Genomic DNA, 22,534 nt, shown 5'->3' with positions numbered 1-22,534 from the left:
TTATTCCGGCTCACCAAATTTAAATTTCATCAGGTCGCGCCGCTCCTTTTTGTCCGGACGACGGTCCGGATGCGGCATGGTCAACGCGTTCATCTTGCGCGCCAGCGCCATTTTTTCGCGGTTGGCGATGCTGGCTTCGGTTTCCTGATACATTTGCTGCGCCTCGCCGGCGCCGCGGCGTTGGCTGGTCAGCGCCAGCACGATCACCGTACGTTCTTCGTTGCCCTGCCGCAGTTTGAGCTCGGCGTTGAGTTCGACAATCTTGCTCGGCTTGCCGCGCTGGCCGTTGTAATGCACCTTGCCGCCGTCGATCATTTCGCGCGCCAGCGCGCGGGTCTTATAGAAGCGTGCGGCCCACAGCCACTTATCCAGCCGGACCGCGTCGTCGCGCGTCGCTTTTTCCTTCATGCTTCCCCCTTGGCCAGCGCCGGTATCAGCAGCCGATAGTCGCGCATCGCCGGATGGCGCTGGAAGCTTTTCTCCGCCGTGCTGGAGTCCGGGTTTTGCACGCCCAGGCAGTAACGAATGCCGAAAGTGCGCGCCGCGTCGAGGATCGGCTCGCCGTCGTCGACGAACAGCGTGCGCTGCGGATTGAATCCGGTGTGCTGCTGCACCGCTTGCCACAGACGCTGATCTTCTTTCGGATAACCAAATGTGTGGGTGGAAAACAATAAATCAAGGTGCCGATCGAGGCCGGTATGCTCGATTTTCACCGCCAGGCTGTGCGGATGGGCGTTGGTCAGCAAAATGGTGTGCAGACCGGCGTCGCGCAGCGCCCGTAAAAACGGCTCGGTGTCTTCGCGCAGCCGGGCGCGGCTGCCGACTTCGCTGGTCATGCGGTAGATATCCAGATCCAACCGTTCGCTCCAGTAATCGAAGCAATACCAGTTCATGGTGTGCTGCACCGCCTGATATTCCCGCTCAATGATATGGCGGGCTTCGTCGAACGGAATGGCGCGCCTTTCGCTCAGCGCCTGCGGCACCAGGCTGAGCCAAAAGTGGCTGTCGAACTCCAGATCCAGCAAGGTGCCGTCCATATCCAGCAGCACGGTATCGATCTGCGGCCAATCAAACTCGGGAACCATAAAAACTCCACGGGCGGACCGACGGGCGGTCCGCGGATGAGAATAATAGCGTTAGCGTAGCATAAGCAGATGACAGGGCGGAGGCCCCGGCGTCAGGTTCAGGCCATCGGCCGCATCGACATCGGATTGAGCTGCGGATTGAAGCAGCTGTCGTAGTAACGCTGGATATCGGCGACGCGGTGCTGATTGATGCGCCGACGCTGCACCAGCCGCCAGGCGTTATAGCCCAGGCTGACGACCACCGCCAGCAACAGCAGGCTGGTACCGAGGTAGCGCCACAGGGTGATCATGTCCGGTTCGCTGTGCAGCGCCACGTGGCGGGTGCCGTTGGCATCGACGCTGAGGCTGGTGATCACCCCCTGCGCCTGGAACGGGGTATGCAGCAGCAGAGTGGAAAGACGCTGCAGCTCATTCCACTGGTCGAGGGCGTTGTATTCGCTCTGCGGCACCGACGGCTGCGGGTGGCTGACCAACTGGCGGCCTTCGTCACTGCGGATCAGGAAACCGCCCGGCGGCGGGCTGTTGAGCGCCGCGGCGGCCAGGCGCGTTTCATTGAAGATGAACGATGACGTGGCCACTTTGGTCAGGCTTTCCAGCGACTCGGCGCTCACCGGGCGCAGCAGGACGTTGACGCCTTGCAGCGCGCCGGACCTGGCGCGTTTCACCAGGCCGCTCCAGTTTTTGGCGTTGCCCAGGTTGACCAAGGCGTTCTTCAACCGCACGCAGTCGTTTTCTGCCTGGCACAAATCCTGTGTTTTCAATACGATATCAGAGAAGTCATCCAACAGGATCATGCCGGATTTCTCGATGGCGCTGGCCAGCTGCGGGTTGACCTTCTGATCGGCACCGCTCGGATGCAGCTGGCTGTTGACCGTGGCCAGCAGGGCCGTCGCTTTGTCTATGACTTCCGATTCCGGCTGCGGCAGCGGGGCGGCATTGTTCCAGTAAATGCCGGAGCAGTCGAACGGCGCAAAATTGACGGCGCCACCACCGTTGGCCGGCGGCGGCACATAGCACATGCCGCTGCCGCGCACCTTCAGCGTGTCGCCGATCCGCAGTGGCGTGGCTTCCAGTGCTTGCACGCTGGTCACTTCCACTTTTTGCGCGCCCTGCAACCAGGCCATGCTGAGGGTCAGCGGCAGGTTGAGCGGGATATAGATCAGCAGCAACAACAGCACCAGCGCCGAGCTGGCGACCAGCACCGCGTTGCGGCCCCACTGCTGCAGCGGGAAGTTTTTCACTTCGTCATGCAGCGAGAGGAAGCGCCCCTGGCGCACCACCTGCCGATTGAGGTAGACGTCCACATCGGTGGTCTTGCCCAGGTCCTGCGTCAGGTACGGCTGCCAATGCGGCGGGTAGATAAGATCGATGATACCGAGCGAAATGTTGCTGATCTGCCCCTGGTCGGATTCGCCGAACAGGCCCCAGCGCTTCGGCGTGCCGCGCAGACAGTGGATCTCTTTCAGCTCGCGTGACGCCGGACGGCGGAACAGGTTCCAGCATCCCCAGGCGATCATCAGCACCGCCACGAAAATCATCCAGGGGATCACCAGCACCGGGCTTATCAGGCTGAAGAACAGCAGCAGCAGCGCGGCGGAGATGATGACGGCTTCACGGATGCCGTTAGGCCGGTTCAGCGCATGCTCTTCCGGCGTTTCCTTGCGAATATTGACCAGCTCGACATGCTCGCTCTCTTCCTTGCGGATAGACGCGTTTTTGGTCGGCGTGGCGGTCACCACCGGCGGCTGTGGTCGGTCGTGAATATGATCTTTCAGCGAGTGCCCGTTGAGCGAAATCACCAGCGGCAGCGTCTGGGTTCTGATCACTTCCACATGGTTGTCGGCGGTGATATAGGGTTCCCAAAACGGCGGCAGATGCACCTCTTCAGCGTCGAGGTAATAGCGCCATTTATTGGGATCGTCGCTGGCCAGCCCGTAGCGGGTAATGGCATGCGTGACGGGATAAACGTTATCACTTTGCGGGGTGAGCGCCAGTTTGGCCGCGGGCAGCGTAGCGCCGCCACCGGGCAACAGCTTGTTGCTCAGCTTGTTTTGCTGATTGAGATAGAACTCGACCGCGGCGCGCTCTTCGTCGGTCAGCTTGCGGTGGGCAGGCTTGATAAATGGCAACGCGTGCGCCAGCGCCGATGGGTTACGCGCCTTGAACCATAGGTACAGGCCGGCGGCAATCAGGCAGACAAGCACTAAGGCCAATATCAACACTATTGTGCTCATGCAATCCCCATCTCACACCCGTGAATTTCGCCAACCTGATGAAAAGGTGAATATTATACGGAGTAAACCGCCAGGAGGCACCCAGAACTAATGAGGGAACAAACAGATTCTCGCTCTGGATCTCATTCCTTCATGACGCAAGGCCATTTTATCACTGATTCTTGCCTGCGTGATACTAGCAACCGGCCTCTGCCGTCGATATCGGTATTATCCTATTTTCTTGCACGCTGTTTGCTGAATCAGTACGGAAAATCGCCGGCCGCTGGCTACGCTTGTTAAAAGAAAGTAAATTACTGTTCATGCTCGTTGCGGCGGAGCTTGCCCTTAACGCACAATGTGATCAGGATCGAATTTGGTCAGCGTTTGAGCGCCAACGAGCCGTGCGTTACGCCAATCATTATTTCGGTTGCCCCGTCCACGCCTGGGTAACCTCTTTGAGGCAATCATGGATAAACACCTGCAAAAACCTAAAATTCTGAAAGTGGAAACGGTCGCGCGTTCGCGTTTGTTCAACGTCGAGTCGGTCGATTTGGAATTCAGCAACGGGGTTCGGCGGGTGTATGAGCGCATGCGGCCTTCGGATCGCGAAGCGGTGATGATCGTGCCGGTGATTGGCGATGACCTGCTGCTGATCCGCGAATATGCGGTGGGCACCGAATCCTATGAGCTGGGGTTCCCGAAAGGGCTGATCGATCCCGGTGAGGGCGTGCTGGAAGCGGCCAATCGCGAGCTGATGGAAGAGGTGGGATACGGTGCGAAGCGCTTTGATTTTCTCAGCAAGCTGACGATGGCGCCATCCTATTTTTCCAGCAAAATGAATATTGTGCTGGCGCACGATCTCTACCCGCAGAGCCTGGAAGGGGATGAGCCGGAGCCCTTGCCGCAGGTGCGCTGGCCGATCGCCAACATGATGGCGCTGTTGGCGGAACCGGATTTTCGTGAGGCGCGCAACGTCAGCGCGCTGTTCCTTTCCGAGGCGTTTTTGCGTGCTTCGCGCTGATACGCTTCGCGCCGAATAAAAAAAAGGGCCAGATTTCTCTGGCCCTTTTCGATCAGAACAGCTCGTGGCTTTCACCGCCCGGATCGGTCAACGTGGTGCCGGTATCGCGCGATGGGTAGTCCGTCGGCTGAGTTCCCTCAATGAAGTACTCGGAACGGCTGCCGCCGCCGCCGCCAGAGAGCTTGCCGCTGCTTTTGTCGATGGTGACGCTGATGATGCCCGGCGGCGGCGTGACTTTCTGCTCCGGAATGCCTTCCAGCGCGGTCTTCATGAAGTCGTCCCACGCCGGCTGGGCGCTCTTGGCACCGCCTTCGCCGCCGGAAATCTGATCCGGGATGGCGCCGGATACCGTCGAACGGCCCAGGTCGCGGCGGTGATCGTCGAAACCGATCCACACTGAGGTCACGGTATCTGGGCCATAGCCGGAGAACCAGGCGTCCTTGGAACTGTTGGTGGTACCGGTTTTGCCGCCGATATCATGACGTTTCAGATCGCGCCCGGCGCGCCAGGCGGTACCCATCCAACCCGGTTCGCCGAAGATGTTGCTGTTCAGCGCGTCGTGGATCAGGAAGGCCAGCTGTGTGCTGATGACGTGCGGCGCAAACTGTTGGTCGCCGTCCTGTTGCACCTGAGCCGGGGTGACCTGCTCCAGCTGCGGCATCGGCACCGTGCTGTTGTTGCCTTCCTGCGAGGTGGCGACGTTTTCGATGTTGTCGTCGGACAGCACTGCCGAACGGTGGGTGTCGCCGTAGATCACCGGCAGGTTACAGCTGCTGCACACCACTTTCGGTTTGGCTTCGAACACCGTATTGCCGTTGTCGTCTTCAATCTTGGTGATGAAGTACGGGTCGACCAGGTAACCACCGTTCGCCAGCACCGCGTAGCCGCGCACCAGCTGCATCGGGGTGAAGGAGGCGGAACCCAGCGCCAGCGATTCGGTATGCACGATATTCTGCGCCGGGAAGCCGAAGCGCTGCAGATATTCCGCCGCGTAGTCAACGCCCATCGCGCGCATCGCGCGCACCATCACCACGTTCTTCGATTGCCCCAGCCCCTGCCGCAGGCGAATCGGGCCGTCGTAGGTCGGCGGCGAGTTCTTCGGCCGCCAATCGGTGCCGGCGCCGGCATCCCAACGGGTAATCGGCAAGTCGTTCAGAATAGTGGCCAGCGTCAGGCCTTTATCCATCGCGGCGGTGTACAGGAACGGTTTGATGTTCGATCCGACCTGGCGCAGAGCCTGCGTGACGCGGTTGAACTTGCTCTGGTTGAAATCGAAACCGCCGACCAGCGCTTTCACCGCGCCGTCGTTCGGGTTGATCGAGACCAGCGCCGAGTTGACGTCCGGCACCTGCGACAGCCACCAGGCCTCGTTCACTTTACGCACCCACACCTGCTGGCCGGCCTGCACCACGTCGGTGACGCGTTTCGGCGTTGGGCCTTGCTGCGTGTCTGAACGGTATGGCCGCGCCCAGCGCATGGTCGCCATCGGCAGGGCAATGCTGCTGCCGTCGGCCAGCATCGCCGTCGCTTCCTGCGGGTTGGCGGCGGTGATCACCGCCGGCGCCAGCGGGCCGTAGTTCGGCAGGTTTTTCAGCGAATCGACAATCTGTTTGCGATCCCAGGCCGCTTCGCCGACTTTCCACAATACGTTGGACGGGCCGCGGTAGCCGTGGCGCATGTCATAGGCCAGCACGTTGTTGCGCACTGACTCCTGCGCCGCCAGCTGCAGCCGTTTGGTGACGGTAGTGTAAACCTTGTAACCGTCGGTATAGGCGTTTTCACCGTAGCGCTTGATCATCTCCTGACGCACCATCTCGGAGAGATACGGCGCGGAGAAGCTGATTTCCGGCGCATGGTAATTGGCGACCAGATCTTCGGAACGCGCCTGATCGTACTGCGCCTGCGTGATGTAGTGTTCGTCCAGCATGCGCGACAGCACCACGTTGCGACGGGCAACGGCGCGATCGTGCGAATAGAGCGGGTTGAAGGTGGACGGTGCTTTCGGCAGGCCGGCGATGGTCGCCATTTCGCTCAGGGTCAGTTGGCTGACGTCTTTGCCGAAATAGACCTGCGCGGCGGCGCCCACGCCGTAGGCGCGGTAACCCAGATAGATCTTGTTCAGATACAGCTCAAGGATTTCATCCTTGGTGAGCATTTGCTCGATGCGTACCGCCAGGAAGGCTTCCTTGATTTTACGCATCAGGGTGCGTTCCGGGCTTAAGAAGAAGTTACGCGCCAGCTGTTGGGTAATGGTACTGGCCCCCTGCGAAGCGTGGCCGGAGACCAACGCGATGGAGGCGGCGCGGAAGATGCCGACCGGATCGACGCCGTGGTGATCATAGAAGCGGCTGTCTTCGGTGGCGATGAATGCGTGCACCATCACCGGCGGAATTTGATCCAGTTTCAGCGGAATGCGGCGCTTCTCGCCGTATTGGGCGATCAGTTCGCCATCGGCGCTGTAGACCTGCATCGGTATCTGCAGCCGCACATCTTTCAGCGTTGCGACGTCGGGCAGCTGCGGCTCGACATATTTGTACAAGCCGAAAATCGAGGCTGCTCCCAGCACGATGCAACATACTGCAAGGATTAGTAAATACTTTACGAACTTCACCTGAGATTTCCCATTTCTAAGTCATTTGGGCAGTTTATAAACAACCGCGCGGTAGTATAAAGGCAAGCCTGCGACATGGATATGTTCTTTTATCATCTGATGTTATGGAGGCTTGCGAAACATGTTCCCTCAAGCATGGCAGGTGGGGCTGGATATACAAATCGACTGCGTGCGGGCGGTGGCGGCCCAACGCCGCCGCAACGGCTGGCAGTTGCGCCACTGGTGGCAGCAAGCGCTGCCGCAGGCGGTTTTACGTGACGGCTGTCTGGAACCTACCGAATTCCTGATCCGGGTGCTGCGGCAATGGCGCGTCCAACTGCCGCGACATATTTCCTTACGCATTGCCCTGCCGGCGCAGCGCGTGTTGCAGCAGCGCATGGCGCGGCCGGACGCGCGGCTGCGCGAACCGGAACGCAGCGACTATATCGGTGGCCACGGTTTGAAGCAGTTCCCGCTCGACGGCCAGACGCTGGCGCTCGACTATCGCGCCGCACCGGCGGATGAGGCGGCGCTGCTGTTGACCGCCGCGCGGCGGCAGGAGCTGCAGCAGTGGCTGCATTGTCTGCGTCAGGCCGGCCTGTATCCACAAGCGGTCGATATCACCCCCTGCGCGCTGCGGATGATGGCGACGGCGGCAGGTGTGCCGCCCGCCGCGGGGCTGATGCACCGTCTCGAACGAGAATGGCTGTGGGTGGCGCCGGCCGACGGCGCGTTCGCCTTTGGCCTGGCACCGGGCGACGATGACGCGCAGGCGCTGCGGGCACTGCAAGCCCAGATGCCGGCGGGCGACGATCGGCCGGTCTATGCTGGCAGCGTACTGGCGGGAGCCTTGCCCGCCGGTTGCCTTGCCTGGTCGCCGCTCAGCGCCTTCACGCAGCTGCGTCCGCCGTTGCCTGCGCATCCTTCGGCGTTCGCGTTGGCCGGTGGTCTGGCGCTGCGTGAGGAGGATCGCTGATGTATCAGGTCAACTTTATGCCCTGGCGCCAGCGCCGCGATCGCCGGCGCGGCTATTTCTGGCTGGGCGTGCTGCTGTTGCAGGTAACGGCGCTGCTGCTGGCACTGTTCCTGGTCGCCGGCCAGCTGCGTCACCAACAGGCGCAGTGGCAGGCGCGGCTGGCGATGCTGGGTGAAGAGCTGGCGGCATTGACGTTGCTCGTCCGTCAGCAGCAGCAAGAGCGGGCGCAGCGAGTGCTGCACAGCGCCCGCGCCGAACGGCAGGCGAGCAACGCCCAACATAACCGGCGTTATTTGCAGCTGCTGCAGCAATTGTCCTCCAGTATCCCTCCACCGCTGTGGCTCACGGCGTTGGACAGCGATGCGGTGAACGGCCTGCGGCTGCGTGGGTTGAGCCGCTCTCCTGCGGCCATCACGCAGTTCGAACGGCGGCTGGCGGGGATACCTGCGATGCCATGGCTGCGTTTGGCTGAGGTGGCGCAACGCGAAGACGGCCTGTACTCCTTTCATCTGGCGGCGCAGTGGGGGCGTGATGGATAGCCGTTTGTCATCCGGGCTGCGCCTCTGGCTGAGCTTGCCGGGCTGGTTATTGTTGCTGTCGCAAGGGCTGGGCATCGGCACGCTGGCGCTGTTGGGCGGCGGTTGGCTGCTGCAGGACGAATGGCGTCAGCGGGAAAACGCGGCGGAGCGGCAACAGCGCCTGTTGCAACAGATCGTCATGGTGCAACGCCAACTGGACGAGGCGCCGGAAACCGCTATCCCGGCGGCGCCGCTTCCGCCGACCACCACCGGCGATCTGGCGAGCGTGCTGCAACGGGCGGGAGGCGCTTTGCTACGCTGGCAGCGGCAGGAGAAACCGCCGCGGCAAACGCTGAGCTTGCGCATTGACTACGCCGGTTTGCTGGTGCTGCTAGAGGCGCTGCCCGCCGATTTACGCCTCGAGCAACTGAGCGTGGAGACGCCGCCCCTTGGCATGACGGCGCGGTTGGTTTTGCAGGATGCCACCGAGGAGCAGGCCGATGAGTAAAAGACCCGGCCGCTGGTGGTGGCTGCTATGGCCATGGGCCTTATGCGCTGAACCGCGCGACCCGTTTGCGCCGCCTCCGCTGCCTGTTTGTGCCCAAACGGCGGCATCGCCGGCAGGCTGGCGACTGAAAGGCGTCATCGGGCAACCGACGCTGCGCTATGGCTGGGTGGTGACGCCGGCGGGGCAATGGTTGCGCCTGCGGCCGCCGCAGCGGGTGCTGGCCGAGCGCTGGCAGGTGACGCAGGTGCAGGCGCGCAGCCTGACGTTAAAGGCGCTGGCGGCCGAACCGGATTGCCCGGCGAGCCAGGGCGACATCTCGCTGATGATAGACAACAAGGATGGCAAACCATGAAAGGACGCGCTGGACTGGGCATGGCGCTGTGGTGCCTGGCGCTCGGCGCCTCACAGGCGCAGGATAAACAAGTTATTTCGCTGGAGTTTCAGGATGCGCCGGTCACGGTCATCCTGCAGGCGCTGGCGGATTATCGGCAGATGAACCTGATCGCCGCGCCCGGCGTGAGCGGCAACCTGACGCTGCGGCTGGAGAATGTGCCCTGGCCTCAGGCGCTGGCGCTGACCCTGCGCATGGGCAAGCTGACGATGACGCGGGAGGGCAACGTGATGCTGATCTCGCCGGAGCCGGACGCGCAGGAAAAAAGGCAGCAGCGAGAGGCGCTGGCGCAGCGGCAACCGCTGCACAGCCTGACCCTGACGTTACAGAACGGCGATGCGGCGGAGATTGCCGAAAGCCTCAATGCCCAACGCGGCGCCTTGCTCAGCGAGCGGGGCAGCGTGCTGGCGGATAAGCGCACCAATACGCTGCTGCTGCGCGACACGGCGCCAATCCTGGCGCAGTTGAAAAAACGGGTGACGGAAATGGACGCGCCGCTGGCACAGGTGCAACTGGCGGCGCATATCGTGACCATCAACAGCGAAAGCCTGCGTGAACTCGGCGTGCGTTGGGGGTTGGCGGCCGACGACAGGCCAGCGCAGCCGCTGCGGCCGGGCAATCTCGGCGTTAACCTGCCACTGGAGCGCAGCGCGGTGAACGCCGGTTTCCATCTGGCGCGCATCAGCGGGCGTTTGCTGAGCCTCGAGCTGACGGCGCTGGAGCAGGAGAATCAGGTGGAGATCATCGCCAGCCCGCGTTTGCTGACGGCGCACCTGCAAACCGCCAGCATCAAACAGGGGACGGAGATCCCTTACGAAGTGTCGAGCGGCGCCAGCGGTGCGACCGCCATCGAGTTCAAAGAGGCGGTGCTGGGCATGGAGGTGACGCCGAAAGTGTTGCCGGACGGGCGCATCACGCTGACCTTGCACATCAGCCAAAATATGCCGGGGCGCGCCATCAGCCGCGGGGCGGGGGAGGCATTGACCATCGATAAACAGGAGATTAAGACGCAGATCACGGTGAAAAGCGGTGAAACCCTGGTGCTCGGCGGCATTTTTCAACGGCATAGCGGCAAGACGGCGGACAAGGTGCCGGGATTGGGGGATGCGCCGTTATTGGGAAGCTTGTTCCGACAAAGCGGCGCACAACAGAAAAAACGCGAGTTGGTGATCTTCATTACGCCGACCCTGATTAAGGGATAAGCGGCTGCCTGTCAGCCGGACGGCAAATCTCCTAAAGTTGATGAGCAGATACACTTTTTTATCCCCTTGGGGGGATCTGCGTTTGACGCTGCGGCCGATTTAGCTTACAAGGGTTACCGAATTGAGCACCGAGGTTTTTTGTTAGCGTCAAGACGCCGTTAAAAACATATGGTTTCCCTCCCGCGGCGTGGATTGCGATTTATTCGGTTGCCAAACTACCAAGAGTGTTGAGATAATTTTTCGTCTGATCTCGCACTATCGCTCATGAGGTTTCAGTTTAGGTCCCGCCGCTGATTTGATTGGCGGGGCGGGTTAACATTAACGAATTGTCTTAGTAATACCGAAAAACATGGCAGAGAAACGCAATATCTTTCTGGTTGGGCCTATGGGTGCCGGCAAAAGCACTATTGGCCGTCAGTTAGCTCAGCAACTCAATATGGAGTTCTTCGACTCCGATCAAGAAATTGAGCGACGTACCGGAGCTGACGTGGGCTGGGTATTCGACGTGGAAGGGGAAGAAGGTTTCCGCGATCGTGAAGAAAAAGTCATTAATGAACTGACGGAAAAACAAGGGATTGTGTTGGCGACCGGCGGCGGTTCGGTGAAGTCGCGCGAAACGCGCAACCGTCTGTCCGCGCGCGGTGTGGTGGTCTATCTGGAAACCACGATCGAGAAACAACTGGCTCGTACCCAGCGTGATAAAAAGCGCCCGCTGCTGCAGGTTGATTCTCCGCCGCGTGAAGTGCTGGAAGCCTTGGCGAAAGAGCGCAATCCGTTGTATGAAGAGATTGCCGATGTCACCATCCGCACCGACGATCAGAGCGCTAAAGTGGTTGCCAACCAGATCATCAACATGCTGGAAAGCAACTGATTGCCGATTTTCGCGTTCGCCGTCGGCCAATGCGGAAAACTGATTTGTGTTCCCCGCTGTTGCGGGGAGCAACCACCGCCGCACCATACAGAGAACTGAGCGCGACATGGAGAGAATTACTGTAACGCTTGGGGAGCGCAGCTACCCGATTACCATCGCCGCCGGATTGTTTAACGATCCGGCTTCTTTTATGCCGTTGAAGGCGGGTGAGCAAGCGATGTTGGTCACCAACCAGACCCTGGCGCCGCTTTATCTGGAGCGTGTCCGGCAGGTGCTGGAGCAGGGTGGCGTCGTGGTGGATCAGGTGATCCTTCCCGATGGTGAGCAGTACAAATCTCTGGCGGTGTTGGAGCAGGTGTTTTCGGCGCTGCTGGAAAAACCGCACGGGCGCGATACCACGCTGATCGCCCTCGGCGGCGGCGTTGTCGGCGATCTGACCGGCTTTGCCGCCGCGTGCTACCAACGCGGCGTGCGCTTCATTCAGGTTCCCACCACGCTGTTGTCGCAGGTGGACTCTTCCGTAGGCGGCAAGACCGCCGTCAACCACCCGCTCGGCAAAAACATGATCGGTGCTTTCTATCAACCCGCTTCGGTGGTGGTTGATCTGGATTGCCTGAAAACGTTGCCGACGCGTGAACTCTCTTCCGGCCTGGCTGAAGTCATCAAATACGGGATCATTCTCGATCGCGCATTCTTCGTCTGGTTGGAAAATAACATTGATGCGCTGATGGCGTTGGATATGCAGGCGTTGGCCTACTGTATCCGTCGCTGCTGTGAACTGAAGGCTGAGGTCGTGGCCGCCGACGAACGCGAAAGCGGCCTGCGCGCCTTGCTGAATCTGGGTCATACTTACGGCCATGCCATCGAAGCCGAAATGGGCTACGGCGTATGGCTGCACGGCGAAGCGGTGGCTGCAGGCATGGTGATGGCGGCGGAAACCGCACACCGTCTCGGCCAGTTCTCGGTTGAAGACATCGAACGCATCAAAGCGCTGCTGCTGCGCGCCGGCTTGCCGGTCTGCGGGCCGCAGGAAATGACGCCGGAATCCTATCTGCCGCACATGTTGCGTGACAAGAAAGTGCTGGCGGGTGAACTGCGTCTGGTGCTGCCGACCGCGATCGGTGCGGCGGAAGTGCGCGGCGGCGTAGGGCATGAGCTGGTGCTGGCGTCGATCGCCGCCTGCCTGCCTGAGCAGCAGCGTAATTAAATCGGACCAAGTAACAGTGGCTTAGCCGCCATTTGCATCTATATTAATACAGTGAGCAGAGCACGACGGGTGTCGCTTTGCCATCATCGGGTTAATCTGCCCGTGCCACGGTAGGTCTACGGTGGTGGGCTTTTGCCTCTAGTTGGAGGGTTTCAGATGGACGAGTTTAAACCGGAAGACGATCTCAGACCTGATAGCAGCGATCGTCGTCCTACGCGTTCGCGCAAGCCGGCAGCCGCGCCGCGCTTCGCCGTTTCGCGTCAGCATTTGATGATTGGCATCGGCATTTTGGTGCTGTTGCTGCTGATTATCGGCATCGGTTCCGCCTTGAAGGCGCCGACCAAGCATGAGGCGGCTCAGGAGAGCGCTGCGCAAAACGGCGCGGCCCGCGATATTAACCTGTCCGGTTCTTCGTCGCTGACCACCGCCAACAACGGCGTGCCGGGCGGCACCACGGATACCCACGACAACAATGGCGTGAGCGTGACTCAGCCACAGCAACCGCAGAACGTCAGCGTTCCGCCGATTTCCGGCACGCCGACCGAAGCGCAAACTCAGCCTCAACAAGGCGGTGCGCAGCAGCGCGTCGATCTGCCGGGCAACATGGCGGATGCGCTGTCGCAGCAGCAGGGGCAGGTGGATGCCGCGACCCAGGGCATGACCGGCGCAGCGTCGACGCTGCCGACCGCACCAGCGACGGTGATGAGCGGCGCCGCAGCGCGCGAAGCGACGCGTCCTGTGCAGGGCACCGCGCCGCAACAGCATAAAACGCCGGCGAAAACCGCCGCCACCAAACCGACCGCGACGCAGCATAAATCACCGACCACGGTGTATACGCCGCCGGCCAAACCGTCTTCCACCGCGAAAGCGGGAGCGGTCGCCAGCAGCGGCAGTTCGCTGCAGTCTGCGCCGGGCAGCCACTATACCTTGCAACTGAGCAGCGCTTCGCGTTCCGATACGCTGAACGCCTATGCCAAGCAGCAGAAGTTGCAGAACTACCTGGTGTACGCCACCAAGCGTGACGGCAAGCCGTGGTTCGTGCTGGTGAGCGGCAACTATGCGTCTTCCGCAGAAGCGAAGCGCGCCATTGCTTCGTTGCCGGCGGATGTGCAGGCGAAAAAACCGTGGGTCCGACCTGTACACCAAGTGCAGCAAGATCTTAAAAAATAAATCATTTAAATTTGTGCGCTGATGTGCTGTCTGAAACAGAGTACAATCCGCCGCTCTGAATTGTATAAGTAGCTAATTGACGGCATGAAGAAAAACCGCGCTTTTTTAAAATGGGCTGGTGGAAAATACCCGCTGGTAGATGAGATTCGTCGCCATCTGCCGGCGGGAGACTGCTTAATCGAGCCCTTCGTGGGTGCGGGATCTGTCTTTCTGAATACGGATTACGACGCCTACATTCTCGCCGACATCAATAGCGATCTTATCAACCTGTATAACATCGTTAAGCTGCGCACGGATGACTTCGTGCGCGATGCCCGCACGCTTTTCGCCGATGAATTCAATAACTCGGATCAGTTTTACCTGCTGCGAGAAGAGTTCAATACTAGCACCGAGCCTTACCGCCGGGCGCTGTTGTTCCTGTACCTGAACCGCCACTGCTATAACGGCCTGTGCCGCTATAACCTGCGCGGCGAGTTCAACGTGCCGTTTGGCCGGTACAAGAAACCGTACTTCCCGGAAGAAGAGCTCTACTGGTTTGCCGAAAAATCGCGCAATGCCACTTTTGTCTGCGAGCATTACCGCGATACCATGGCGAAGGCCGTGGCCGGTGCCGTGGTGTATTGCGATCCGCCTTATGCGCCGCTGTCGGCGACGGCGAATTTCACCGCTTACCACACCAACAGCTTCAGCATCGCCGATCAGCAAAGCCTGGCGAAATTGGCGCACCAGCTCTCGGTAGAGAGCCAGGTACCGGTATTGATCTCCAATCACGATACCGAGCTGACGCGCGACTGGTACCAGAATGCTGCGCTGTATGTGGTGAAAGCGCGCCGCACAATCAGCCGCAACATTCTCGGCCGCAGCAAAGTGAACGAGCTTTTGGCGCTGTATCGCTAAGCCGGGGCACCCCGGCGCATAACAACTCGACCCTACGTTTGGAGAAGCGGATGAAAAAGTTTTTGATTGCCCCGTCCATTCTGTCGGCAGATTTTGCCCGGTTAGGTGAAGATACCGCTAACGTGCTGGCCGCAGGCGGTGACGTGGTGCACTTCGACGTGATGGACAACCACTACGTGCCCAATCTGACCATCGGTCCGATGGTGTGCGAAGCGCTGCGCAACTACGGCATTACTGCGCCGATTGACGTGCACCTGATGGTCAAGCCGGTGGATCGCATCGTGCCTGATTTCGCCAAGGCCGGCGCGTCTTATATCTCTTTCCACCCCGAAGCTTCCGAGCATGTCGATCGCACCATTCAGCTGATCAAAGAGCACGGCTGTAAAGCTGGCCTGGTATTCAACCCGGCGACGCCGCTGAGTTATCTCGATTACGTGATGGATAAAATCGACGTGATCCTGCTGATGTCGGTCAACCCGGGCTTCGGCGGCCAGTCGTTCATCCACGGTACCCTGGACAAGCTGCGCCAGGTGCGCAAGCTGATCGACGACAGCGGTCGCGATATCCGCCTGGAAGTCGACGGCGGCGTGAAGGTGGATAATATTGCCGAAATCGCCGCCGCAGGCGCCGATATGTTCGTCGCCGGTTCCGCCATCTTTGGCCAGCCGGACTACCGCAAGGTGATCGACGAGATGCGCAGCGAGCTGGCGAAGGTTACTCATGGCTGATTTCGGCGCGATCCGCGCATTGGCCTTCGATCTGGACGGCACGCTGGTCGACAGCGCGCCGGGCCTGGCGGCCGCCATCGATATGGCGTTGGAAGAGACGGGCTTGCCGCAGGCGGGTGAAGAACGGGTTGGCACCTGGATCGGCAACGGCGCCGACGTGCTGGTGCAGCGCGCGCTGCGCTGGGCGGAAGCGGAAGGCTCGCCGGAGCAGTGCAGCCGGCTGCGTGAACGCTTCGACCATTTCTACGCGCAGACCGTCGACAGCGGCAGCCGCTTGTTCCCGCAGGTGCAAGAGACGCTGGCCCGACTGGCCGCGCACGGTTACCCGATGGCGTTGGTGACCAATAAGCCGACACCGTTCGTGGCGCCGCTGTTGGCATCGTTGGGCATTGGCGACTATTTCTCGCTGGTGATCGGCGGCGACGACGTGACGGAAAAGAAACCGCACCCGGCGCCGTTGTACCTGGTGCTCGGCAAGCTGGGGTTGCGGGCGCATGAGTTGCTGTTCGTCGGCGATTCGCGCAACGATATTCAAGCCGCGCAGGGCGCCGGTTGCCCAAGCGTCGGCTTTACCTACGGTTATAACTACGGCGAATCGATCGCCCTGAGCCACCCCGATCGGGTGTTGGAGCGCTTCGCCGATTTGTTGCCCGCTCTTGGGCTGTCATCTTTAGAGAATCAGGAAATTTAAACATGAGTAAGCCCATCGTATTTAGCGGCGCGCAGCCGTCCGGCGAACTGACCATCGGCAACTACATGGGTGCGCTGCGTCAGTGGGTGCAGATGCAGGACGACTACGACTGCATCTACTGCATCGTCGATCTGCATGCCATCACCGTGCGCCAGGACGCCGAGAAGCTGCGCAAGGCCACGCTGGATACGCTGGCGCTGTACCTGGCCTGCGGTATAGATCCGGAAAAAAGCACCATCTTCGTGCAGTCGCACGTGCCTGAGCACACGCAGCTGAGCTGGGTGCTGAACTGCTACACCTATTTCGGCGAACTGAGCCGCATGACGCAGTTCAAAGACAAATCCGCGCGCTACGCGGAGAACATCAACGCCGGGCTGTTCAGCTATCCGGTGCTGATGGCGGCGGATATCCTGCTGTATCAAACCAACCAGGTGCCGGTGGGCGAAGACCAGAAGCAGCACCTGGAACTGAGCCGCGACGTGGGGCAGCGTTTCAACGCGCTGTATGGCGACGTGTTCAAAGTGCCGGAGCCGTTTATTCCTAAATCCGGCGCGCGCGTGATGTCGCTGCAGGAGCCGACCAAGAAGATGTCCAAGTCGGACGATAACCGCAACAACGTGATCGGCCTGCTGGAAGATCCGAAAGCGGTGACCAAGAAGATCAAACGCGCAATGACCGACTCGGAAGAGCCGCCTGTCGTGCGTTACGACGTGGTCAACAAGGCGGGCGTCTCCAACCTGCTGGACATCCTCGCCGGCGTGACCGGCAAGAGCATCGCGCAGCTGGAAGCCGAGTTCGAAGGCCAGATGTACGGCCACCTGAAAGGTGCGGTGGCGGACGCCGTCTCCGGCATGCTGGGTGAGCTGCAGGAGCGCTACCACCGCTTCCGCAACGACGAAGCCTATCTGCAGCAGGTGATGCGCGACGGGGCCGCCAAAGCCCGTGCACGCGCGCAGGAAACCCTGGCGAAGGTCTATCAGGCCGTCGGTTTCGTGCCGCCGCAGGCGTAACGCCGGCGCAAATAGAAAAAGCGGCCACAGGCCGCTTTTTTTACGTCGGTATCACGCCATTTGCGCCAGGCCGGAGGGCGATGCCTCGCTGGTGAACCAGTTGAGCTTGCTGCGCAGGCTGACCACGCTGCCGACGACGATCAGGCTGGGGCTGGCGGCCTGTAGTGACAAGACGCCCAGTTGACCGAGCTTGCCTTCGATCACCCGCTGGCGGCAAGAGGTGCCGTTTTCTACCAGCGCCACCGGCGTGTTGGCCGGCAATCCGTGTGCGATCAGCTGGCGCTGGATTTCCGCCGCTTGAGATAGCCCCATATAGAACACCAGCGTCTGTTGCCCGGCGGCCAGCGTCGCCCAATCCAATCCACCGTCGGCCTTGGCGTGCCCGGTCACCAGGCGGACGCTCTGCGCATGGTCGCGGTGGGTGAGCGGGATGCCGCTGTAGGCGGAACAGCCGGAGGCGGCGGTAATGCCCGGCACCACCGAGAACGGCACGTTGGCGTCCGCCAGCGTCTCCAGTTCTTCGCCGCCGCGGCCGAAGATAAAGGGATCGCCGCCCTTCAGGCGCACCACGCGTTTGCCTTGCTGCGCCTGCTGCAGCAGGATTTGGTTGATCTGCTCCTGCGGCACGCAGTGGTGGCCGGCGCGTTTGCCGACGAAGATGCGTTCGGCGTCGCGGCGCACCAGCGTCATGATCTCTTCGGAGACCAGCCGGTCGTAAACCACCACGTCGGCCTGCTGGATCTGTTGCAGCCCTTTCAGCGTTAGCAAGCCGGCATCGCCCGGCCCGGCGCCCACCAGTACCACTTCACCGCGCTCTTCCGGCTGTTCGCTGAACAGCTGCTCGAGCTGGCGTTCGGCCAGCGCGGCGTCATCGTTGGCCAGCGACTGCGCCAGCCGATCGTGGGCGAATAACCGTTCCCAGAAGCGACGGCGCGCGCCGAGGCTGCTGAAACGTTGTTTTACCCGCTGCCGCAGTGAGCCGCCCAACTGGGCCAGCTTGCCGAGGTGCTGCGGCAGCATCGCTTCCAGCTTCTCGCGCAGCAGCCGCGCCAGCACCGGCGCTTTGCCGCCGGAGGACACTGCGACCATGATCGGCGAACGATCGATGATAGACGGCATGATAAAGCTGGCGCGTTTCGGATCGTCCACCACGTTGCAGAACACCCGTTGCTGGTTGGCGCACTGGTACACCAGTGCGTTGACTTCCAGCCGGTCGGTAGCGGCGATCACCAACCATTTTTCCGCCAGCAGGGCCGGGCTGAATTCGCCCACGGTCAGCGTCAGCAGGCCTTCTGCCGCCCACTGGTGGAACTGCGGGCTGAATGCCAGGGCGTTGACGGTCAGCGCCGCGCCGGCGTCCAGCAGCAGGCGCGCCTTGCGTTCGGCGATCTCGCCGCCGCCGACCAGCAGGCAGGCTTTATGTTGCAGTTGGCAGAAAATCGGCAGGTAGTCCATCGGCACTCCTCGGGATAATCAGTGTGGGGGCGAAGTGCGCCCCCGAAAACTCAGGCGGTCTGACGTGCGGCGGCTTTTGCCGCCTGCGGGCGTTCGGCGCGCGGCGTAGCGTACCAATACCCCAGACCCATCAGCACCGAGCCGGACAGGATATTGCCCAGCGTCACCCACAGCAGGTTGTGGCCGATGCCGGTGAGGGTGTAGGCCTCGCTGTGGTTGCCGAACCAGGAGAGGGCGAACAGCGTCATGTTGGCGACGGAGTGTTCGTAACCCGAGGCGATAAAGGCCAGCAGGCACCACCAAATGGCGATGAACTTGGCGGCGCCTTCTACGCGGATCGCCATCCAAATCGCCAGGCAAACCAGCCAGTTGCACAGCACCCCCTTGAAGAACAGCACTTCGGCCGGCGCGGTGGTTTTCGCCAGCGCGGCGCTGTGCACCAGGCTGGTATCCACCGGCAGCAGGCTGCCGCCGCCGTAGTAATACATCAGCGCCACCAGCACCGAGCCGAGCAGGTTGCCGAGCCAGGTTTGCGGCAGCACCGCCCACATCTGGCTCTGGCGGATGGTGCCTGCCTTGACGCCGAGCGTCAGGAACATCGTATGGCCGGTGAACAGCTCGGAACCGGCGATGATCACCAGCGTCAGCGCGATGCCGAAGGTGGCGCCCATCACCAGCGGCCGCACGCTTGGGTCGACCAGGTTGCCGAGGGTGAAGATCAGGATGATGCCGAGGCCGACGTAGGCGCCGGCCATCGCCGAGCTGATCCAGAAGCCGAGCGGGCTCTCCTTCGCCAGGCGAACGATGCGCGCCGCGTTGGCGGCGCATTTGTTGAGGGTGTCGGTAAACATGTTGCCTCCCGAAAGGTTATGCCGCGACTTGGACGATGCCGTCGACCACCCGGCTGGCGAAGCGGGCGACGGAACGGCTGTCGTCTTCCAGACAGTGGCCGTCGTACAGGCGGAAATGCTGCTTCTTCAGCGGGCTGGCGACCCACAACTCACCCTGATGCTCGGCGATGAGACCGCGCGACAGCACGCTGGCCTGGGCGAACGGGTCGATATTGCTGATGGCGAACACCTGCTCGTCGGCATAGGGGCGGAACACCGCCACCTGCCGATCGCCGATCAGGGCGCACACGCCGGTGCCGGGCAGAATGTCAGCGACGGGACAAACGGTAATCCACTGGCTCATGCGTGGCTCTCCTCGGTATCGATCAGGGTGACGGGAATGCGTTCGTCAGGGCGCGCCGGGCGGTGCTGGTCGCGTTCGGCCACTACCTGCACATTCGGATCGCGCAGCGGGCTGTTGATGAAGTGGGCGAAGCGCAGCTGCGTTTCCGGATGCTCGACGGTCTCTTTCCACTCGCAGATCACCGCGTCGCGCAGGCGGGCGATCTCCGCTTCCAGCTGGTCGTTGATGCCGAGCTTGTCGTCGACGATCACCTTGCGCAGGTAATCGATGCCGCCTTCCAGGCTCTCCAGCCACACCGAGGTGCGCTGCAGCTTATCGGCGGTGCGGATATAGAACATCATGAAGCGGTCGAGGTAGCGCACCAGCGTCTCGCGATCGAGGTCGGCGGCCAACAGGTCGGCGTGGCGCGGTTTCATGCCGCCGTTGCCGCACACATACAGGTTCCAGCCGTTCTCGGTGGCGATGATGCCGACGTCCTTGCCCTGTGCTTCGGCGCATTCACGGGTGCAGCCCGAGACGCCGAACTTCATTTTGTGCGGGGTGCGGATGCCTTTGTAGCGATGTTCCAGGGTGACGCCGAAGCCGACGCTGTCGCCGACACCGTAGCGGCACCAGGTGCTGCCGACGCAGGTTTTCGCCATGCGCAGCGCCTTGGCGTAAGCGTGGCCGGTTTCAAAGCCGGCGGCGAGCAGCTTGCGCCAGATGGCCGGCAGGTCGTCTTTCTGCGCGCCGAACATACCGATGCGCTGTGAACCGGTCATTTTGGTGTAGAGGTTGTATTCCTTGGCGATCTGGCCGATGGCCAGCAGGCCGTCCGGGGTGATTTCGCCGCCGGCGGAGCGCGGGATCACCGAGTAGGTGCCGTCTTTCTGGATATTGCCGAGGAAGTTGTCGTTGGTATCCTGCAGCGGCGTATGCTGTGGCTTGAGGATATATTCGTTCCAGCAAGAAGCCAGCAATGAGCCGACGGTCGGTTTACACACTTCGCAGCCGTAGCCTTTGCCGTATTTGGCCAGCAGCGCCTCGAACGACTTGATCCCTTCGACGCGGATCAGGTGGAACAGCTCCTGGCGCGAGTAGGCGAAGTGTTCGCACAGGTGATGGTTGACCTCGATGCCTTGCTTGCTCAGCTCGGCGTTCAGCACCTGGGTGAGCAGCGGGATGCAGCCGCCACAGCCGGTGCCGGCTTTGGTTTCGGCCTTCAGCGCCGCTACGGTGTGGCAGCCTTTGTTGACCGCCTGAATGATGTCGCCTTTGCTGACGTCGAAGCAGGAGCAGATCTGCGCGCTTTCCGGCAGCGAATCCACGCCGATGGCCGGTTTGCTGCCCGCGTGGGCCGGCAGGATCAGGCCGTCCGGGTTTTCCGGCAGCTCGATGCCGTTCAGCGCCAGCTGCAGCAGGTTGCCATAATCGCTGGTGTCGCCCACCAGCACCGCGCCGAGCAGGGTTTTGTTGTCGGCGCTGACCACGATGCGTTTGTAGACTTCTTTGCTTTCATCCAGATAAACGTAGCTGCGGGCGCCCTCGGTGCGGCCGTGGGCATCGCCGATGCCGCCGACGTCCACGCCCAGCAGCTTCAGCTTGGCGCTCATGTCGGCGCCCTGGAAGCCGTTTTCGCGGCCCAGCAGGTGATCGACGGCCACCTGCGCCATTTTGTAACCCGGCGCCACCAGGCCGAAGGTGCGATCGCGCCAGGCAGCGCACTCACCGATGGCGTAGACGTCCGGATCCGACGTCTGGCAGCTGTCGTTGATGGCGATGCCGCCGCGGCGGCCAATCTCCAGCCCGCACTGGCGCGCCAGCTTGTCCTGGGCGCGGATGCCGGTGGAGAACACGATGAAATCCACTTCCAGCAGGCTGCCGTCGGCGAAATGCATGGTTTTGCGCGCCGTGCCGCCGCCGTTGACGATCTCCTGGGTATTTTTGCCGGTGTGTACCTTGACGCCCATGCGCTCGATCTTGCGGCGCAGCTGGTCACCGCCCATCGGGTCGAGCTGTTCGGCCATCAGCACCGGAGCGAACTCGATCACGTGCGTTTCCACCCCCAGGCTTTTCAGCGCGCCGGCGGCTTCCAGCCCCAACAGCCCGCCGCCGACTACCGCGCCGCGTTTGCTGCGGCGCGCGCAGGCTTCGATGGCGTTCAGGTCTTCGATGGTGCGGTAAACGAAGCAGTCCTGGCTATCCGAGCCTTTAATCGGCGGGATCCACGGATAGGAGCCGGTGGCCATGATCAGCTTGTCGTAATAGACGGTGCGGCCGGTGTTGGAGTGGATCACCTTCTCGTCGCGATTGATGGTGATAGCGCGCTCGCCGACCAGCACCTTCACGCCGTGTTTTTCGTAAAAGCCTTCGCGCACCAGCGACAGCTCTTCGGCGGTGTGGTGCGAGAAGTAGGAGGAAAGGTGCACGCGATCGTAAGCGATGCGTGGCTCTTCGCAAAATACGGTGATGTCGAATTGGTCTTTGTCTGCTTTATCCAACAGATCTTCGATGAACCGGTGGCCGACCATGCCATTGCCGATGACGGCAAGTTTGACTCTGCTCATTATTGCCTCAAAATTCTGGTTTCCTAGGCTTACCTTATCTCTCCCGATGGGTAATTTATTGATGCAAATCAATCACACCCTCATATACCTCTAACGTGGTATATGGATGATTTTTCACGTTTTTTGATAAGTTGCGGATTTTATTCACCTTTAGCTGAAGCGAGTCAGTTTGCATGCAAACTACCCCGCAGGGAGTAAACGCTGGGGGTAGGCAGGCAACGGCGACTTTGTCAGCGCGATCCGCTGCCAGTATGATGAAGA

General features: G+C 61.3%; 21 protein-coding genes. 13 read left to right on the top strand and 8 right to left on the bottom strand.

The window, feature by feature from the left end:
- From hslR to C9411_RS22625, 3 genes are all read right to left on the bottom strand, one after another.
- Window positions 1-408, bottom strand: coding sequence for a ribosome-associated heat shock protein Hsp15 (gene hslR / locus C9411_RS22635; protein ID WP_015379306.1), 408 nt, complete (start codon window positions 406-408; stop codon window positions 1-3).
- The gene (gene yrfG / locus C9411_RS22630) at window positions 405-1,085 is read right to left on the bottom strand and encodes a GMP/IMP nucleotidase (RefSeq protein ID WP_063991699.1); all 681 of its coding nucleotides are present in this window, start codon (window positions 1,083-1,085) and stop codon (window positions 405-407) included. Before yrfG ends, hslR begins: the two co-directional genes overlap by 4 nt.
- 98 nt (window positions 1,086-1,183) lie before the next feature.
- On the bottom strand, window positions 1,184-3,319 hold the full coding sequence (locus C9411_RS22625) for an intracellular growth attenuator family protein (RefSeq protein ID WP_063991698.1): 2,136 nt from the start codon (window positions 3,317-3,319) through the stop codon (window positions 1,184-1,186).
- A 445-nt stretch (window positions 3,320-3,764) separates the two neighbouring features.
- On the opposite strand from C9411_RS22625, the gene nudE reads away from it, so the two are divergent.
- Entirely contained in the window at window positions 3,765-4,319 is a 555-nt protein-coding gene (gene nudE, locus C9411_RS22620; RefSeq protein WP_015379304.1) for an ADP compounds hydrolase NudE, read from the top strand.
- A gap of 52 nt (window positions 4,320-4,371) precedes the next feature.
- Here nudE and mrcA read toward each other — a convergent pair whose 3' ends face one another.
- A complete protein-coding gene (gene mrcA / locus C9411_RS22615; RefSeq protein WP_063991697.1) occupies window positions 4,372-6,930 on the bottom strand; it encodes a peptidoglycan glycosyltransferase/peptidoglycan DD-transpeptidase MrcA in 2,559 nt (852 codons plus the stop codon).
- A 121-nt stretch (window positions 6,931-7,051) separates the two neighbouring features.
- Here mrcA and pilM point away from each other — a divergent pair, with 121 nt between their 5' ends.
- The 12 genes from pilM to trpS all read left to right on the top strand — a co-directional run bounded on the left by pilM (window position 7,052) and on the right by trpS (window position 17,078).
- Entirely contained in the window at window positions 7,052-7,885 is an 834-nt protein-coding gene (gene pilM, locus C9411_RS22610; RefSeq protein ID WP_107227971.1) for a pilus assembly protein PilM, read from the top strand.
- On the top strand, window positions 7,885-8,424 hold the full coding sequence (locus C9411_RS22605) for a PilN domain-containing protein (protein WP_107227970.1): 540 nt from the start codon (window positions 7,885-7,887) through the stop codon (window positions 8,422-8,424). Before pilM ends, C9411_RS22605 begins: the two co-directional genes overlap by 1 nt.
- Entirely contained in the window at window positions 8,417-8,911 is a 495-nt protein-coding gene (locus C9411_RS22600) for a hypothetical protein (RefSeq protein WP_107227969.1), read from the top strand. The genes C9411_RS22605 and C9411_RS22600 overlap by 8 nt, the downstream gene beginning before the upstream one ends.
- Entirely contained in the window at window positions 8,904-9,263 is a 360-nt protein-coding gene (locus tag C9411_RS22595; RefSeq protein ID WP_107227968.1) for a DNA utilization family protein, read from the top strand. Before C9411_RS22600 ends, C9411_RS22595 begins: the two co-directional genes overlap by 8 nt.
- On the top strand, window positions 9,260-10,504 hold the full coding sequence (gene hofQ, locus C9411_RS22590) for a DNA uptake porin HofQ (RefSeq protein ID WP_107227967.1): 1,245 nt from the start codon (window positions 9,260-9,262) through the stop codon (window positions 10,502-10,504). Before C9411_RS22595 ends, hofQ begins: the two co-directional genes overlap by 4 nt.
- Window positions 10,505-10,853: 349 nt before the next feature.
- Complete coding sequence (gene aroK / locus C9411_RS22585; RefSeq protein WP_004391482.1) at window positions 10,854-11,375, top strand: shikimate kinase AroK; 522 nt, start codon at window positions 10,854-10,856, stop codon at window positions 11,373-11,375.
- A gap of 106 nt (window positions 11,376-11,481) precedes the next feature.
- Window positions 11,482-12,582 (top strand): 3-dehydroquinate synthase, encoded by a 1,101-nt coding sequence (aroB, locus tag C9411_RS22580; protein WP_063991692.1) that lies wholly within the window; start codon window positions 11,482-11,484, stop codon window positions 12,580-12,582.
- Window positions 12,583-12,738: 156 nt separating this feature from the next.
- Window positions 12,739-13,752, top strand: a complete 1,014-nt coding sequence (locus C9411_RS22575) for an SPOR domain-containing protein (RefSeq protein WP_107227966.1) — start codon at window positions 12,739-12,741, stop codon at window positions 13,750-13,752.
- An 84-nt stretch (window positions 13,753-13,836) separates the two neighbouring features.
- A complete protein-coding gene (dam, locus tag C9411_RS22570; RefSeq protein WP_063991690.1) occupies window positions 13,837-14,649 on the top strand; it encodes an adenine-specific DNA-methyltransferase in 813 nt (270 codons plus the stop codon).
- Window positions 14,650-14,699: 50 nt separating this feature from the next.
- Window positions 14,700-15,377: a ribulose-phosphate 3-epimerase gene (rpe, locus tag C9411_RS22565; protein WP_004930320.1), complete on the top strand. Its 678-nt coding sequence runs from the start codon at window positions 14,700-14,702 to the stop codon at window positions 15,375-15,377.
- Window positions 15,370-16,068 (top strand): phosphoglycolate phosphatase, encoded by a 699-nt coding sequence (locus tag C9411_RS22560; RefSeq protein ID WP_033631918.1) that lies wholly within the window; start codon window positions 15,370-15,372, stop codon window positions 16,066-16,068. Before rpe ends, C9411_RS22560 begins: the two co-directional genes overlap by 8 nt.
- A 2-nt stretch (window positions 16,069-16,070) precedes the next feature.
- On the top strand, window positions 16,071-17,078 hold the full coding sequence (gene trpS / locus C9411_RS22555) for a tryptophan--tRNA ligase (RefSeq protein ID WP_063991688.1): 1,008 nt from the start codon (window positions 16,071-16,073) through the stop codon (window positions 17,076-17,078).
- 51 nt (window positions 17,079-17,129) lie between these two features.
- Here the strand turns inward: trpS and cysG are convergent, their stop codons facing one another.
- Genes cysG through nirB form a run of 4 tightly spaced genes read right to left on the bottom strand, consistent with a single transcriptional unit; the run spans window position 17,130 to window position 22,273 of the window.
- A complete protein-coding gene (cysG, locus tag C9411_RS22550; RefSeq protein ID WP_107227965.1) occupies window positions 17,130-18,533 on the bottom strand; it encodes a siroheme synthase CysG in 1,404 nt (467 codons plus the stop codon).
- A gap of 50 nt (window positions 18,534-18,583) precedes the next feature.
- Window positions 18,584-19,384, bottom strand: a complete 801-nt coding sequence (gene nirC, locus C9411_RS22545) for a nitrite transporter NirC (RefSeq protein ID WP_107227964.1) — start codon at window positions 19,382-19,384, stop codon at window positions 18,584-18,586.
- Between the two features lie 16 nt (window positions 19,385-19,400).
- Window positions 19,401-19,727, bottom strand: coding sequence for a nitrite reductase small subunit NirD (gene nirD, locus C9411_RS22540; protein WP_063991685.1), 327 nt, complete (start codon window positions 19,725-19,727; stop codon window positions 19,401-19,403).
- Entirely contained in the window at window positions 19,724-22,273 is a 2,550-nt protein-coding gene (gene nirB / locus C9411_RS22535) for a nitrite reductase large subunit NirB (protein WP_107227963.1), read from the bottom strand. The genes nirD and nirB overlap by 4 nt, the downstream gene beginning before the upstream one ends.
- Between the last annotated feature and the right edge of the window lie 261 nt (window positions 22,274-22,534).

The organism is Serratia sp. Nf2 (assembly GCF_003028435.1).
GTDB lineage: Bacteria > Pseudomonadota > Gammaproteobacteria > Enterobacterales > Enterobacteriaceae > Serratia > Serratia marcescens_L.
The sequence above is the reverse complement of the archived record's forward strand: the minus strand, read 5'-3'. Positions and strand labels throughout refer to the sequence as shown.

Coding starts and splice junctions, on each gene's coding strand:
- hslR (WP_015379306.1), bottom strand. CDS start 408: ATGAAGGAAAAAGCGACGCGCGACGACGCGGTCCGGCTGGATAAGTGG.
- yrfG (WP_063991699.1), bottom strand. CDS start 1,085: ATGGTTCCCGAGTTTGATTGGCCGCAGATCGATACCGTGCTGCTGGAT.
- C9411_RS22625 (WP_063991698.1), bottom strand. CDS start 3,319: ATGAGCACAATAGTGTTGATATTGGCCTTAGTGCTTGTCTGCCTGATT.
- nudE (WP_015379304.1), top strand. CDS start 3,765: ATGGATAAACACCTGCAAAAACCTAAAATTCTGAAAGTGGAAACGGTC.
- pilM (WP_107227971.1), top strand. CDS start 7,052: ATGTTCCCTCAAGCATGGCAGGTGGGGCTGGATATACAAATCGACTGC.
- C9411_RS22605 (WP_107227970.1), top strand. CDS start 7,885: ATGTATCAGGTCAACTTTATGCCCTGGCGCCAGCGCCGCGATCGCCGG.
- C9411_RS22600 (WP_107227969.1), top strand. CDS start 8,417: ATGGATAGCCGTTTGTCATCCGGGCTGCGCCTCTGGCTGAGCTTGCCG.
- C9411_RS22595 (WP_107227968.1), top strand. CDS start 8,904: ATGAGTAAAAGACCCGGCCGCTGGTGGTGGCTGCTATGGCCATGGGCC.
- hofQ (WP_107227967.1), top strand. CDS start 9,260: ATGAAAGGACGCGCTGGACTGGGCATGGCGCTGTGGTGCCTGGCGCTC.
- aroK (WP_004391482.1), top strand. CDS start 10,854: ATGGCAGAGAAACGCAATATCTTTCTGGTTGGGCCTATGGGTGCCGGC.
- aroB (WP_063991692.1), top strand. CDS start 11,482: ATGGAGAGAATTACTGTAACGCTTGGGGAGCGCAGCTACCCGATTACC.
- C9411_RS22575 (WP_107227966.1), top strand. CDS start 12,739: ATGGACGAGTTTAAACCGGAAGACGATCTCAGACCTGATAGCAGCGAT.
- dam (WP_063991690.1), top strand. CDS start 13,837: ATGAAGAAAAACCGCGCTTTTTTAAAATGGGCTGGTGGAAAATACCCG.
- rpe (WP_004930320.1), top strand. CDS start 14,700: ATGAAAAAGTTTTTGATTGCCCCGTCCATTCTGTCGGCAGATTTTGCC.
- C9411_RS22560 (WP_033631918.1), top strand. CDS start 15,370: ATGGCTGATTTCGGCGCGATCCGCGCATTGGCCTTCGATCTGGACGGC.
- trpS (WP_063991688.1), top strand. CDS start 16,071: ATGAGTAAGCCCATCGTATTTAGCGGCGCGCAGCCGTCCGGCGAACTG.
- cysG (WP_107227965.1), bottom strand. CDS start 18,533: ATGGACTACCTGCCGATTTTCTGCCAACTGCAACATAAAGCCTGCCTG.
- nirC (WP_107227964.1), bottom strand. CDS start 19,384: ATGTTTACCGACACCCTCAACAAATGCGCCGCCAACGCGGCGCGCATC.
- nirD (WP_063991685.1), bottom strand. CDS start 19,727: ATGAGCCAGTGGATTACCGTTTGTCCCGTCGCTGACATTCTGCCCGGC.
- nirB (WP_107227963.1), bottom strand. CDS start 22,273: ATGAGCAGAGTCAAACTTGCCGTCATCGGCAATGGCATGGTCGGCCAC.